Origin of the sequence: Planomonospora sp. ID91781, assembly GCF_015711595.1 — a bacterium.
Lineage (GTDB): Bacteria > Actinomycetota > Actinomycetes > Streptosporangiales > Streptosporangiaceae > Planomonospora > Planomonospora parontospora.
This window is the reverse complement of sequence record NZ_JABTEY010000002.1, coordinates 2137545-2152286: the sequence shown is the minus strand read 5'-3', so window position 1 is coordinate 2152286 and position 14742 is coordinate 2137545. Positions and strand designations below refer to the sequence as shown.

The window sequence follows — 14742 nt, the reverse complement described above, 5'->3', positions numbered from 1 at the left end:
GGGGCTCCGCGGAACGCGGGACTAGCGGAGCTCGCGCTTGAGGATCTTGCCGGTGGCGGTCATCGGCAGCGCGTCGCGGAACTCGACGACGCGCGGGTACTTGTAGGCCGCCATGTTCTCCCTGCACCAGGAGACCAGCTGCTCCTCGGTGAGGCCGGCGCCGGGCGTGCGGATGACGTACGCCTTGACCTCCTCGCCGTGCGAGTCGTGCGGGACGCCGACCACCGCGGCCAGCGAGACCTCGGGGTGGGTCATCAGGACCTCCTCGATCTCGCGCGGGTAGACGTTGAAGCCACCCCGGATGATCATGTCCTTGGCCCGGTCGACGATCGTGTAGTAGCCGTCGGCGTCCCTGGTGGCGATGTCACCGGTGCGGAACCAGCCGTCCTTCATGACCTCGGCGGTCGCCTCGGGCCGGTTGTAGTAGCCCTTCATCACGTTGTGCCCGCGGATCGCGATCTCGCCCGGGCCCTCGCCCTCGACCGTGTTCCACTGGCCGTCGACCAGCTTCATCTCCACGCCCCAGATCGGGGTGCCGATGGTGCCGGGCTTGGTGGGCCTGCCGAGCTGGTTGAAGCTGGCCACCGGGGAGGTCTCCGACAGGCCGTAGCCCTCCAGGATGCCGATGCCGAAGGTGGCCTCGAAGTCCTTGAGGACCTCGACCGGGGAGGACGCGCCGCCCGCCACCGCTGTGGTGAGCGAGGAGGGCACCTCGTCGCCGTCGGCGTGGATCTTCGTCAGCATGCCCCAGTACATGGTCGGCACGCCCGCGAACAGGGTCACGTTCTCCTTGCGCATCAGCTCCAGCGCGGGGCCGGGTTCGAAGCGCGGCAGGAGCACGAGGGTGGCGCGGCGGCGGAACCCGGCGTTCATGACCACGGTCTGGCCGAAGGAGTGGAAGAGCGGCAGCACCGCGAGGTAGGCGTCGCCGCCCTCGGCGCGCGGGTACATCTCGTCCGAGACCATGGCGTTCATCAGCATGTTCATGTGGGTCAGCTCGGCGCCCTTGGGGCGGCCGGTGGTCCCGCTGGTGTAGAGGATGACGGCGGTGTCGTCGGGTGCGGTCTGCGCCGTCTCGAACTCGCCGGAGACGCCGTCCAGCGCCGCCCAGATCGTCTCGCCGTGCGCCGACTCGGTGGCGAAGGGGGTGGCGGGCAGCACGAAGAAGTGCTCGGCGCCCTCGGCGCCCTCGAAGCCCTGCCGGCCGCGCTCGCCCAGCGGCAGGTCCGGCAGCCCCTCGAAGCAGAAGAGCGCCTTGGCCTCGGAGTCCTGCAGGTGGTAGGTGATCTCCGGGGCCTGCAGCAGGATGTTGAGCGGCACGACGGTCGCCCCGGCCTTGAGGATCCCGAAGTACACGAACGGGAAGTACGGCAGGTTCGGGCAGGCGAGCGCGACCTTGTCGCCCTTGCCGATCCCGCGCGAGACCAGCAGGTTGGCAACCTGGTTCGCGACTGTGTTGACCAGGGAGTACGGCAGCCGCAGGTCTCCGTAGACCACCGCGGTGCGGTCGGGGCACTCCCGGGCGCTGTCCTCCAGCACGATCGACAGGTTGAGCATGGGTTGGGTCCTCCTCCGGACAAGCTCTGGCCCGTTCATCCTGGCAGGCGCAGCATACCTACCGGTAGGTAAGGAAGGTTACAAATTGACGGGCAAAGCACCGGAGCGTATGCAGGTAAGAGTCCGCTCACGGGGGAGGCGAGCCGACCGTCCGCCGGAGAAGGGGCAGTGCGCATGGAGTACGACTACGTGATCGTGGGAGCCGGATCGGCGGGATGCGTCCTGGCGAACCGGCTCTCGGCGGACCCGTCGGTGAGCGTCGCCCTGCTCGAGGCGGGCGGCTCCGACGCGAAGCTCGAGGTCCGCATGCCCGCCGGGTTCGCCAAGCTCTTCAAGACGCCGTGCGACTGGAACTTCACCACCGCCGGGCAGGCCGGGCTGTCCGGCCGGGAGCTGTACTGGCCGCGGGGCCGGATGCTCGGCGGCTCCTCCTCGCTCAACGCGCAGATGTGGGTCCGCGGGCACCGGGCCGACTACGACGGCTGGAACGTGCCGGGCTGGTCCTACGACGAGGTCCTGCCGTACTTCCGGCGGGCCGAGCGGCGCGTCGGCAGCAACCGCGGCGGGGTGTACGGCGGCGACGGCCCGATCCACATCTCCGAGCTGCGCAGTCCCAACGTCACCACGGCCGCGTTCCTGGCGGCCTGCGAGGAGCTCGGGCTCACCCGGCTGGAGGAGCTGAACGGCCCCTCCAACGAGGGCTACTGCCCGACCCCCGTCACGCAGAACCGCGGCCGCCGCTGGAGCGCCGCCGACGCCTACCTCAGGCCCGCGCTCAGGCGGCCCAACCTCACCGTGGTCACCGGCGCGCACGCGCGCCGGGTGCTCCTGGAGGACGGCCGCGCGACGGGCGTGGAGTACGGCGCGGGCCCGGGACCGGGCGGTTCCGGTGGCGCCGCCGGTCCCGGCGGCACGGTGGTGCGCGCGCGGCGGGAGGTGATCCTGTCGGCCGGCGCGATCGGCTCGCCCCACCTGCTGATGCTGTCCGGCGTCGGTCCGGCCGGGGAACTGCGCGCGGAGGGCGTCGAGCCGCTCCGCGACCTGCCACAGGTGGGCGCCAACCTCCAGGACCACCTGGCTTCGGGGATCTTCCTGCAGTGCCCCCGGCCGGTCACGCTCGCCGGGGCGGAGTCGGTGCCGAACCTGCTCCGCTTCCTGATCGGCCGGAGCGGCATGCTCACCTCCAACGTCGGCGAGGCGGTGGCCTTCATCCGTACCGGCCCCGCCGAGCCGGCTCCCGACATCGAGCTGATCTTCGCCCCCGGCCCGTTCGTCGACCACGGCTTGACGCCGCCGTCCGGGCACGGGCTGACCATCGCCTCGATCCTGCTCCAGCCGGAGAGCCGCGGCCGGATCACGCTGAGCGGCCGCGACGTGGTGATCGACCCCGGTTACCTGACGGCCGAGGCCGACGTCCGGCGGCAGGTGGCCGGGCTGCGCCGGGCCAAGGAGCTGTTCGCCACCGCGGCCCTCGCGCCTTTCACGGGGCCGCCGATGGCCCCGTACTGGGGTCCGGAGACCGACGAGGAGCTCGTCCGCTGGATCCGGGAGCGCAGCGAGACCCTCTACCACCCGGTCGGCACCTGCCGGATGGGCGCGGACGAGGAGTCGGTCGTCGATCCGTCGCTGCGGGTCCGGGGGATCTCCGCGCTGCGCGTCGCCGACGCCTCGGTCATGCCGGTCATCAACCGGGGCCACACCCACGCCCCCACGGTCATGATCGCCGAGAGGGCCGCCGAGCTGGTCGCGGCGGACCGGGCGGCGGTCGGGTGAACGGGTGACGGCGTGGCGGTCGCGTGACGACCGGGCGGCGGCCGGGTGAGCGGATGTGGCGCGGTTCACACTTGACGTAAGTGAGCACTTGCCGAAATCTGGGGTCATGACGGTGAACACGGCGGACATCGACCTGTCAGAGATCCCGTTCTGGTCCCTCCCGCAGTCCGAGCGGGCGGCCGCCTTCAAGCGCCTCCGCGAGCTGGACCGGCCCGTGTTCGTCAAGGAGAACAAGGTGCCCTTCGTCGGCCACGGGCCCGGCTACTACGCGCTGGTACGGCACGCGGACGTCTCCGAGGCCAGCCGGAACGCCGGGGTCTTCAGCAGCGAGCCGTCGGCCAACAGCATCGTGGACCTGCCCCGGTGGCTGGCGGTCTACTTCGGCTCGATGATCAACATGGACGACCCCCGGCACGCGCGGCTGCGGCGCATCGTCTCGCGGGCGTTCACCCCGCGGATCCTGGCCAAGATGGAGGAGGACCTGCAGCGGGCGGCCACCCGGATCGTGGACGAGGCGATCGCGGAGGGCCCCGGCGACTTCGTCACCCAGATCGCCGCCCGCCTGCCGGTCCAGGTCATCTGCGACATGATGGGCGTCCCGCCCCAGGCCCACGGCCGGGTGCTCCGCGCCACCAACATCATCCTGGGCAACTCCGACCCGGAGTACACCGGCATCCAGCCCGAGCTCAAACGCTGGAACGTCGCACGCGGGCTGGTCAAGCTGATGGGCGCCGGGCGCGAGCTCAACCACCTGGCCGCTCGGCTCGGCCGCGAGCGCCGGGGCCGCTCCACCGGCGACCTGACGAGTCTGCTGGTCAACGGGGAGGAGTCCCTCACCCCGCAGGAGCTCGGCTCGTTCTTCATCCTGCTCGTGGTCGCCGGGAGCGAGACCACCCGCAACGCGATCTCCCACGGCTTGAAGCTGCTCACCGACCACCCGGAGCAGCGCGCGCTGCTGACGGAGGACTTCGAGGGCCGCATCGCCGGGGCGGTGGAGGAGATCGTCCGCCACTCCACCCCGGTGATCCAGTTCCGCCGGACGCTCACCCGCGACCACTCGATGAACGGCATGGACTACCGGCGGGGCGACAAGGTGCTCCTCTTCTACAACTCCGCCAACCGCGACGAGTCCGTCTTCGCCGATCCCGACGTGTTCGACATCACCCGCCACCCCAACCCGCACGTCGGTTTCGGCGGTCCCGGCCCCCACTACTGCCTGGGCGCCCACCTCGCCCGCCGGGAGATCACCGTGATGTTCCGCGAGCTGCTCACCCGGCTGCCGGAGATCCGCTCCACCGGAGAGCCCTCCTACCTGCTGTCCAACTTCATCAACGGCATCAAGCACCTGCCGTACACGACCTGACGCGTCCGGATCGCGGCGGTCCGAGGGGCCGCGGCACGGTCCGGTGCGAAGCGCGGGACGGGCCCATCACCGGTGGAACGTGTTCTCGGCCGTGACGTCCGGCCGGAGCTGCGGCGTCCCCTGATCCGCCGGGCGTGGAGGGGTGGCGGGGGTCGAGGCGGTGTGGCAGGATCGGTGAAACCGAATGCTGTTCTAGTGGAGGCTCGCGTGACGGTTTCGCTGGGCGAGATCGACCTTTCCGACCTGGCATTCTGGGAGCGGCCGACGGCCGAGCGCGAGGCGGCCTTCGCCGTGCTCCGCGCCCAGCCCGGCCCGGTCCGCTTCCCCGAGCCGGAGATCCCCTTCGCCCCGGTGGGGCCGGGCTACTATGCGCTGGTCAGGCATGCCGACGTCGTGGACGCCAGCCGCAACGCGGAGGTCTTCTGCTCGGGCCGGAGCTCGACGAGCATCCAGGACCTGCCCGCGGAGTTCAACGAGTACTTCGGCTCGATGATCAACATGGACGATCCCCGGCACGCGCGGCTGCGGCGCATCGTCTCCCGGGCCTTCACCCCCAAGATGATCGGCCAGTTCGAGGCCGACGTCCAGGCCGAGGCCACCCGGATCGTCGACGCCCTCATCGCGGGGGGTCCCGGGTGCGACTTCGTCACCGAGGTGGCCGCCCGGCTCCCCTTGAAGATCATCTGCGACATGATGGGCATTCCCGAGGAGCACTACGGGACCGTCTTCGAGGCGTCGAACATCATCCTGTCCGGTGGGGACCCCGAGTTCATGGACGACCCCGCCCGCGCGGCCGAACTGCTCCTCGGCGCGGGGCAGCGCCTGCAGGACCTGGTCGTCTCCCTCGCAGATGCGGGCGGAGACAACCTCATCACCTCGCTGACCAGCGCCAACATCGACGGCGAGAAGCTGACGATGCAGGAGCTGGGCTCGTTCTTCATCCTGCTGGTGGTGGCGGGCAACGAGACCACCCGCAACGCCATCTCGCACGGCCTGCACCTGTTCACCGAGAACCCCGGCCAGCGGGAACTGCTCCTGGCAGACTTCGACGGGCGCATCGCCGGCGCGGTCGAGGAGATCGTACGGCTGGCCTCCCCGGTCACCTGGATGCGCCGCACCGTCACCCGCGACCACGAGATGAACGGCCACCTGTACCGCAAGGGCGACAAGGTGCTGCTCTACTACTGGGCCGCCAACCGGGACGAGTCGGTCTTCACCGACCCCCACCGATTCGACATCCTGCGGACCGAGGGGCCGCACGTGGGCTTCGGCGGGCCCGGACCGCACTTCTGCCTGGGGGCCCACCTCGCCCGGCGGGAGATCACGGTGATGTTCCGCGAGCTGTTCACCCGGCTCCCGCAGATCCGCTCGGCCGGCGAGCCCGACCGTCTCCGCTCCACCTTCATCAACGGCATCAAGCACCTGCGGTGCGATTTCTGAAGTCGGCCCCGTCGGCCCGGCCGGGCCCGTCGGCTTCGTCGGGCCCGGCCGGCCCCGGCAGGGCGACGCCGGGGCCGGGCTCACCGGCCCGAATCCGGTTCACCGTACTGGGCCTGGTTCACCGGACCGGTCCCGGTTCATGGATCCGAATCCGGTTCGTCGAGCTGAGCCCGGCTCATTGACCTGAGCGAGTACGCCCGCCAATGATGGGCGGTATGAGCGCGATGCCCGGCGAGCGCGAGCCGATCACCTCGGTCGCCGACTTCGACCTGTCCGACTACGCCTTCTGGGCCAGGCCGATGCGCGAGCGGGAGCGGGCCTTCGAACTGCTGCGCGCCCTGCCGAGCCCCGCCTTCTACGCCGAGCCGGAGGTCTCCTTCGCGCCCCGGGGTCCCGGCTACCACGCACTGGCCAGGCACGCCGACATCCTGGAGGCGAGCCGCAACCCCGAGGTGTTCTGCTCGGGGGACGGCGGCGCCACCAACATCCCGGACATGCCGCCGGAGTTCGCCGAGTACTTCGGCTCGATGATCAACATGGACGATCCCCGGCACGCGCGGCTGCGGCGCATCGTGTCCCGGGCCTTCACCCCGAAGATGATCAAGCAGTTCGAGACCGATGTGGAGGCGGCGGCCGCGAGGATCGTCGACGACCTGCTCGACAAGGGACCGGGCTGCGACTTCGTCACCGAGGTGGCCGCCCGGCTGCCGTTGAAGATCATCTGCGACATGATGGGCATCCCGGAGCGGGACTACGGCTTCGTCTTCGACCGCTCCAACCGGATCCTCGGCGGCTTCGACCCCGAATACGGCGGGGGCGATCCGGCCACCGCCGCCGAGCACCTGCTGACCGCGGGCATGGAGCTCGACCGGCTCGTCCAGGACCTCGCCGCGTACCGGACCGAGCACCCCACGGGCGACCTGACCTCCGCCCTGGTGAACGCGAACATCGACGGGGAGCGGCTCACCGGCCAGGAACTGGGCTCGTTCTTCATCCTGCTGGTGGTGGCGGGCAACGAGACCACCCGCAACGCCATCTCCTACGGCCTGCGCCTGCTCACCCGCAACCCCGACCAGCGCGCGCTCTGGCTGACCGACGTCGACGGCCACGCCCCCGGCGCGGTCGAGGAGATCGTACGGCTGGCCTCCCCGGTGAACTTCATGCGCCGCAAGGTCACCCGCGACCACGAGATGAACGGCACCCTCTACCGGAAGGGGGAGAAGGTCGTCCTCTACTACTGGTCGGCCAACCGGGACGAGTCGGTCTTCACCGACCCGCTCCGCTTCGACATCCTGCGGACCGAGGGGCCGCACGTGGGCTTCGGCGGGCCCGGGCCGCACTTCTGCCTGGGGGCTCACCTCGCCCGGCGGGAGATCACGGTGATGTTCCGCGAACTCCTCCGCCGGGTCCCGCACATCGAGGGAGGCAGCCCCCAGCGGCTCTACTCCAGCTTCATCAACGGCATCAAGCACATGCGGTGCGACTTCTAGGACGGGCGGCCCGTCCGCGTCCTAGCCCGCGGTCGTCCTGATCGCCTTGAAGACGGTGTTGACGTCGGGCAGCAGCTCCTTCTGGGCGTCCGGCACCGACATGTAGACGATCGAGGGCAGGTCGGCCCCGGTGCTCACGGCCGCCACGACCACGGTGGTCACCGACCCGTCCGAGGTGATCTCGTAGGCGGCGAGCTGCGCCGGCAGGCCGCCGACCGACAGCGTCTGCTGGGCCGTCTTGCGGGCGCTGTTGCCCTCGGGGAAGAACTTCCTGCGAGCGGCGAGCGTGACCGCGTTGATCACCGGGGCGAGGTTCTCCGGCGAGGTGTAGCGGCTCTTCAGTCGGGGAGAGAGCGGACCCGACATCACCTGCGCGAACTGGGACCTGCCCGCCGAGTCCTGCCCGGCAGGGACGTACTGCCGCGTGCTGAAGCCGTACGTCGTGGGCACGGTCGGGCGCGTGTCCAGCCGCCACGGGGCACCGAGCCGGGGGAGGGTCAGTGCGGCCCTGGCGTCGGTGAGGGTGCCGGCGACCGGTGAGGCTTCGCCCTGGAACCTCGGCAGGCGGGGGACCTTCTTCGGGGCGGTGCTCGGCTTGGGGGTGGCGGAGGGCTTGGTCGCGGCGACGGCGCTGCCGTCGTCGGTGGCGGCCAGCGGGCCGGCCAGGAAGGCCCAGAGCACCGCGCCGACCAGCGCGATCACCGCGGATCCGGCGAGGGCGAAGACCCAGACGGGCCTGCCGTTCCCGGCGAGGTCCTCCTCCTCGCCCATGGCCTGGTAGTTGTCGCCGAAGACGGTGTTCCACAGCTCCTGCTGCCGCTCCGGCGGCGGGGTCTTCGGCCCGCTGATCTGACCGGCGGTGACGAACGGCCGGTTCGGATCGGAGGGGTCCCGGCTCAGGTGCCCGCCCGCCCGGTCCTGCGCGGGGCCCTGCCCGTTCTGCCCCGTCTGGCCCGCGTGCCCCGCCTGGCCGGGCCCTCCCGGTCGCTGCCCGGGTCCTCCCGGCTGCGGGAGCTGCCCGGGCTGCGTGATCTGCCCAGGGTCGCCGGGTCGCGGCTGATCCGGGTGCCCGCCCGGTCCGGTCTGGCCGGGCCGGACCGGATCGCCCACGGGAGCGGAACCACCGGCCGGCGCGCCGAAAGCGGCGGTCCGGGCGAAGGGGTCGGCGGAGGCGAACGGGTCAGGCCGGGCGAAGGGGTCGGCGGAGGCGAACGGGTCAGGCCGGGCGAAGGGGTCGGCGGAGGCGAACGGGTCGGGCCGGGCGAAGGGGTCGGCGGCAGGGGACGGGCCGGGTCCTGCGGAGGGAGGGTTCCAGCCGGGCCGGGAGTCCGTGCCGTGCGGAGGCGTCGGGTCGGACCGGGAGTCGGCCCAGGCCGGGGTGAAGGCGGAGCCCGGCCGCTCGGAGGAGGGCACGCCCCACCCGCCGTTCTCCGCGGGGGCCGGGGCGGACGGGCGCGCGACGGCGTCCTCGCGGGACGGGGCGGACTGCCGGACGCCGTCCTGAGGGGCGGAGGCGTCCGTGCCGAACATCTGCTGCCACGAGCGGTTGCCGGGGACCGGGGCCGGCCGGGCGGCGCCTCCGGGCGGCCCGTCCTGGGGGAGCGGGAGCCGGGGACCGGTGCCGGGCGGGTCGTCCGCCCGCGCCGACGGGGTCTCGGGTGCTTCCTGCCATGCCGGAGACTGCTGAGGCCGGCTGGAATGATCCGAGGCCATGGATTCCTTACCTCCCGCACGGGTGCCCGAATTATGGGTATTGGGCATGGTCTCATGCGGGGCAGGGGGATTCGCAGGAAAACGGGGGAACGCTTCCCTGAACTGGAGGCCGGTGGGATCGGTTGGAGGGTCCTGCAGAGGCAGGCCCGCCTCCATGGGATCCGGGCCCTGCCCCGGCTCTGCTGAGTGCGCCACGGTGAAAAGGGTAAACGGCCGGGACGGGCGAGGTCACAACGGATCTATCCCCATAGTGTCTCGATCACCCCGGATGCGTGGCCGTCCCCATTGTGCTGACCTGGTGGTTCCGGTGTCTTGGTTTTGCCGTGATCGGGCACGTCGTTCCCGGTCATGAAGGAGGATTGCGAACTGCGCTAGGCTTGCACTATGCGTGCCGCGGCCCTGCTGCTTACCAGGCCGCATCGGCTCTCCCGGCGCTAGGGGGCGCCCCGCAGATCTCGCCGCGCGAGGCCGTACGGCCCGCCGCGACAGGCGCAGGATCGACGGGGTGCGCTCCACGCCTCACCGATGCGGCTGCCCTTCGCGTGAGCGGAGGGTTTTTCTATTGGGGCCGGATGGGTCCAGATCATCTGCGCAGACGTACACCGAGGGAAGAAACGTGAGCGAGCGAGCCGACATGCGACGCGAAGAGCAGCACTACGACCCGCAGGCCCTGCAGGTCAAGTGGGGACGGCGGTGGGAGGAGCTGGACCCCTTCCGGGCCTCCGGCGACCCCGCCGACACCCGCGAGAAGCGCTACATGCTCGACATGTTCTCCTACCCCTCCGGTGACCTGCACATGGGCCACGCCGAGGCGTTCGGCATCGGCGACGTCGTCGCGCGCTACTGGGTCCAGAAGGGCTACAACGTCCTGCACCCCGTCGGCTGGGACTCCTTCGGCCTGCCCGCGGAGAACGCCGCGATCAAGCGCAACGCCCACCCCGCAGAGTGGACCTACGCCAACATCGAGACCCAGGCCGCCTCGTTCAAGCGCTACGGGGTCTCCTTCGACTGGTCGACCCGGCTGCACACCAGCGACGCCTCCTACTACCGGTGGACCCAGTGGCTGTTCCTGCGCTTCTTCGAGCGCGGGCTGGCCTACCGCAAGGGCGGTCTGGTCAACTGGTGCCCGAACGACCAGACGGTGCTGGCCAACGAGCAGGTCGTCGGCGGCAGGTGCGAGCGCTGCGGCGCCGAGGTGGTCCGCCGCGAGCTGACCCAGTGGTACTTCAAGATCACTGAATACGCCGACCGGCTGCTGGAGGACATGACGCAGCTGGAGGGCGGCTGGCCCGAGCGCGTGCTGAGCATGCAGCGCAACTGGATCGGCCGCTCCGAGGGCGCCGACGTCGACTTCGTGATCGAGGGCCGCGACGAGCCGGTCACCGTCTACACCACCCGTCCCGACACCCTGTACGGCGCGACCTTCTTCGTGGTCGCCCCGGACGCCCCGCTGGCCGAGGAGATCGTCTCCGACGGGCAGCGGGCGGCCTTCGAGGCCTACCGGGCCGAGGTGGCCAAGCTGTCGGACATCGACCGGCTCTCCACCGACAAGGAGAAGACCGGCGTCTTCCTGGGCCGCTACGCGATCAACCCGGTGAACGGCGAGCGCATGCCGGTCTGGGCGGCCGACTACGTGCTGTCCGACTACGGCCACGGCGCCATCATGGCCGTGCCCGCGCACGACCAGCGCGACCTGGACTTCGCCCGCGCCTTCGACCTGCCGGTCCGGGTGGTGGTCCACACGGGCATGGCCGACCCCGGGGAGACGGGGGTGGCGACCTCCGGCGACGGCGAGATGGTCAACTCCGGCCCCCTGGACGGCCTGGACAAGACCTCCGCGATCCGCAGGATCATCGAGATCCTCAGCGAGCGGGGCACGGGCAAGGCCACGGTCAACTTCCGGCTGCGCGACTGGCTGCTGTCCCGCCAGCGCTTCTGGGGCTGCCCGATCCCGATCATCCACTGCGTCGACTGCGGCGAGGTCCCCGTCCCGGACGAGCAGCTCCCGGTCACCCTGCCCGACCTGCGCGGCGAGGCCCTGGCGCCCAAGGGCGTCTCCCCGCTGGCCTCGGCCGCGGACTGGGTCGAGGTGGCCTGTCCCAAGTGCGGCGGCCCCGCCCGGCGGGACACCGACACGATGGACACCTTCGTCGACTCCTCGTGGTACTACCTGCGCTACGTGGACCCGGACTACGAGGGCGGCCCGTTCGACGTGGAGAAGGTCCGCCAGTGGGGCCCGATCGACCAGTACGTCGGCGGGGTGGAGCACGCGATCCTGCACCTGCTGTACTCCCGGTTCTTCACCAAGGTCCTGCACGACATGGGCATGGTCGACTTCACCGAGCCCTTCACCCGCCTGCTCAACCAGGGCCAGGTGATCAACCAGGGCAAGGCGATGTCCAAGTCGCTGGGCAACGGAGTGGACCTGGGCCAGCAGATCGACGCCTTCGGCGTGGACGCCGTCCGGCTGACCATGATCTTCGCCGGTCCGCCCGAGGACGACATCGACTGGGCCGACGTCTCGCCCGCCGCGTCGCAGAAGTTCCTGGCCCGCGCCTTCCGGGTGATGACCGACGCCGGCGCGGCCTCCGCCCCGGGCGCGGACTTCACCACCGGCGACCTGGAACTGCGCAGGATCGTGCACCGGACCGTCGACGAGGTCACCAAGCTGGTCGAGACCCACCGCTTCAACGTCGCGGTGGCCCGCATGATGGAGCTGACGAGCGCGGCCCGCAAGGCCATCGACTCCGGCCCCGGCGCCGCCGACCCGGCGGTCCGGGAGGCCGCCGAGGCGCTGGCCGTCATGCTGTCGCTGGTCGCCCCGTACACCGCCGAGGAGGGCTGGGAGCGCCTGGGCCACCAGGCCTCGGTCGCCCGGGCGGGCTGGCCGGTCGCCGAGGCCGGCCTGCTGGTCGAGGAGTCCGTCACCTGCGTCGTGCAGGTCGCGGGGAAGGTCCGCGACCGGCTGGAGGTCTCCCCGGAGATCTCCGAGGACGACCTGCGGGCCCTGGCCCTGGCCTCGGAGAAGGTGCAGGGCTTCCTGTCCGGTGCGCCGCGCAAGGTCATCGTCCGCGCGCCGAAACTGGTCAACATCGTCCCCTGACGGTGACCGGAGGGGCGGGTCCCCGAGGGGAGCCCGCCCCCTTCTCGCGGTGCTCGCATCGCTCCGGCGCTCACTGCCGAGGCCCCGGCGCCGCCCGCCTCGCGGATGCCCGCCCGGGGCGGCATCCGGACCGCTGTCCCGGAGCGGCCCGGTCCCACGACGTCCTTGCCCCGGCGGGCCCGGCGCAGGGGTCCCCGGCACGACCGAGGCGCGGTCAGCGGCCGGTCGGCGTCACGACCGGGACTTCACGGCCTGGGAGATCCGGTCCAGGATCTCCGAGAGGACCGGGCCCGAGGTGGCGAAGTTCAGCCGGGCGAAGCCCTCGCCGCCGGGACCGAACGGCGGCCCCTGGCTGAGCATCACCCGTGCCTCGCGCTTCAGGAACCCGGCGGGGTCCTCGCCCAGGGCCAGCTCCGTGAAGTCCAGCCACGCCAGGTAGGTGGCATCGGGAACCCGATAGCGCACGCCCTCGGGAAGCCCTCCCGCGACCAGGCTCCGGTTGCGGGCGAGCACCGCCCTGACCTCCTGGAGCCAGCCGTCCCCGTGCGTCCAGGCCGCGACGGTCGCGTCGACCCCGAACACGTGCGCCGCGCCGTACATGTGCCTGGGCTGGGCGGCCATGGCGGCGCGCAGGGCGGGCGGCCCGAAGTGCGCCACGGAGCAGCGGATGCCGCCCAGGTTGAACGCCTTGGTGGCGGAGGTCAGCGTGACGGTCCGCTCCGGCAGCAGGGTGGCGAAGGGGACGTGCGCGGACGGGGCGTGGGTCAGGTCGGCGTGGATCTCGTCGGAGACGACGAGCAGATCGTGGCGTTCGGCCAGCTCGGCGAGGACCGTCAGCTCCTCGCGGGTGAACGAGCGCCCGGTCGGGTTCTGCGGGTTGACCAGCAGCAGCACCCGGCAGCGGCCCTCGGCGAGGCGGGCGGCCAGGGCGTCGGCATCGAAGCCCCAGGAGTCGCCCGCGGGCTCCATCGGGATCGGGAGCAGCGGCCGGCCCATCTCGGCGAGCGTCTCCAGGAAGGGCGGGTAGGTCGGGACGTGCAGCGCCACCGCGTCGCCGGGCCGGGTGGCGACGTGCAGGACGACCTGGAGGGCCTGGTTGATGTCGGTGAAGGAGCGCACGTGCGCCGGGTCGGCGCGCCAGCCGTGCCGCTGCTCCATCCGCACGGCGAAGACCTCCGCCAGCGGGCCGTCTCCGAGCTGGTCGAGCCAGGCGGGGTAGCCGAGGTCGCCGTGGACCCGGCGGGCCAGGGCCTCCCGTACGGCGGGGGCGACCGGGAAGTCCATGTCCGCGACCCAGGCGGGGATCACCCCGGGCTCGGCGAGGGACCACTTCGCCCCGTCACGGGTGATCAGGCTTTCCAACGTCAGATCGTTCAGACCGGATATGTCGCTCACCGCCCCAGCCTAGGCCGGGGCGGTGAGCGACGCGGAGATCGAGGCCCGGGATGCGCGGGCCGGACGGGCCCGGCGGCCCCGGCCGTGCGGCCACACGGCCTTCACCGGGCGGAGCCTGTGACTCAGAGCTTGCGGAGGACTGCCACGACCTTGCCGAGGACGGTCGCCTCGTCGCCCGGGATCGGGTCGTAGTTGGGGTTGTGCGGGACCAGCCAGACGTGGCCGTCCTTGCGCTTGAAGGTCTTGACCGTGGCCTCGCCGTCGATCATCGCCGCGACGATGTCGCCGCTGTCGGCGACCGGCTGCTGGCGCACGACGACCCAGTCGCCGTTGGCGATGGCAGCGTCGATCATCGAGTCCCCGGCCACCTGGAGCAGGAAGAGCGTGCCCTCGCCGACGAGCTGCTTGGGCAGGGCGAAGACGTCCTCGATGCTCTCCTCGGCGAGGATGGGGCCACCGGCGGCGATCCGGCCGACCAGGGGGACGTAGGAGGCCGTCGGACGGTTGACGGGCGCCTCGTCGGTGCCCGCGTCGGGGTCCACCCAGAGCACGGGCTCGCCGGGCAGACGGACCTCAAGCGCCCGGGGGCGGTGCGGGTCGCGCCGCAGATAACCCTTGCGCTGCAACGCCGTCAGCTGGTGGGAGACACTGGAGGTGCTGGTGAGCTGCACCGCCTCGCCGATCTCGCGCATCGACGGGGGGTATCCCCGCTGCTGCACCGAATCACGGATGACCTCGAGGATCCTGCGCTGCCTGGGGGTGAGGCCGAGGGAGTCACGCCTGCGCACCGCCAGGTCACTGACGGCCGCGCCGTTCTCTTTGTGCTCGCTCATGCGATCTCCTCGCCTCCCGGTCTGTATTCCTCATGTCGCACACAGCGACCGTACCGCCGTCGAAGATCATCTTCA

General features: G+C 71.4%; 9 protein-coding genes. 5 read left to right on the top strand and 4 right to left on the bottom strand.

Annotated features, from left to right (window positions below; all coding sequences use genetic code 11):
* Positions 1–21: 21 nt before the first annotated feature.
* The gene (locus HS048_RS28700) at positions 22–1557 is read right to left on the bottom strand and encodes a long-chain fatty acid--CoA ligase (protein ID WP_068898759.1); all 1536 of its coding nucleotides are present in this window, start codon (positions 1555–1557) and stop codon (positions 22–24) included.
* Between the two features lie 174 nt (positions 1558–1731).
* Here HS048_RS28700 and HS048_RS28695 point away from each other — a divergent pair, with 174 nt between their 5' ends.
* From HS048_RS28695 to HS048_RS28680, 4 genes are all read left to right on the top strand, one after another.
* Positions 1732–3330, top strand: a complete 1599-nt coding sequence (locus tag HS048_RS28695) for a GMC family oxidoreductase (protein WP_196469236.1) — start codon at positions 1732–1734, stop codon at positions 3328–3330.
* A gap of 106 nt (positions 3331–3436) precedes the next feature.
* On the top strand, positions 3437–4693 hold the full coding sequence (locus tag HS048_RS28690) for a cytochrome P450 (protein ID WP_196469235.1): 1257 nt from the start codon (positions 3437–3439) through the stop codon (positions 4691–4693).
* Between the two features lie 207 nt (positions 4694–4900).
* Positions 4901–6133 (top strand): cytochrome P450, encoded by a 1233-nt coding sequence (locus tag HS048_RS28685; protein WP_084008563.1) that lies wholly within the window; start codon positions 4901–4903, stop codon positions 6131–6133.
* Positions 6134–6348: 215 nt separating this feature from the next.
* On the top strand, positions 6349–7623 hold the full coding sequence (locus tag HS048_RS28680) for a cytochrome P450 (RefSeq protein ID WP_068898752.1): 1275 nt from the start codon (positions 6349–6351) through the stop codon (positions 7621–7623).
* 21 nt (positions 7624–7644) lie between these two features.
* On the opposite strand, the gene HS048_RS28675 is transcribed toward HS048_RS28680, so the two are convergent.
* On the bottom strand, positions 7645–9336 hold the full coding sequence (locus HS048_RS28675) for a hypothetical protein (RefSeq protein WP_196469234.1): 1692 nt from the start codon (positions 9334–9336) through the stop codon (positions 7645–7647).
* A gap of 634 nt (positions 9337–9970) precedes the next feature.
* On the opposite strand from HS048_RS28675, the gene leuS reads away from it, so the two are divergent.
* The gene (gene leuS / locus HS048_RS28670; protein ID WP_068898748.1) at positions 9971–12439 is read left to right on the top strand and encodes a leucine--tRNA ligase; all 2469 of its coding nucleotides are present in this window, start codon (positions 9971–9973) and stop codon (positions 12437–12439) included.
* A 231-nt stretch (positions 12440–12670) separates the two neighbouring features.
* Here the strand turns inward: leuS and HS048_RS28665 are convergent, their stop codons facing one another.
* Positions 12671–13834, bottom strand: a complete 1164-nt coding sequence (locus HS048_RS28665; protein WP_307832685.1) for an aminotransferase class I/II-fold pyridoxal phosphate-dependent enzyme — start codon at positions 13832–13834, stop codon at positions 12671–12673.
* A 122-nt stretch (positions 13835–13956) separates the two neighbouring features.
* Complete coding sequence (gene lexA, locus HS048_RS28660) at positions 13957–14667, bottom strand: transcriptional repressor LexA (protein ID WP_068898746.1); 711 nt, start codon at positions 14665–14667, stop codon at positions 13957–13959.
* Positions 14668–14742 lie beyond the last annotated feature (75 nt).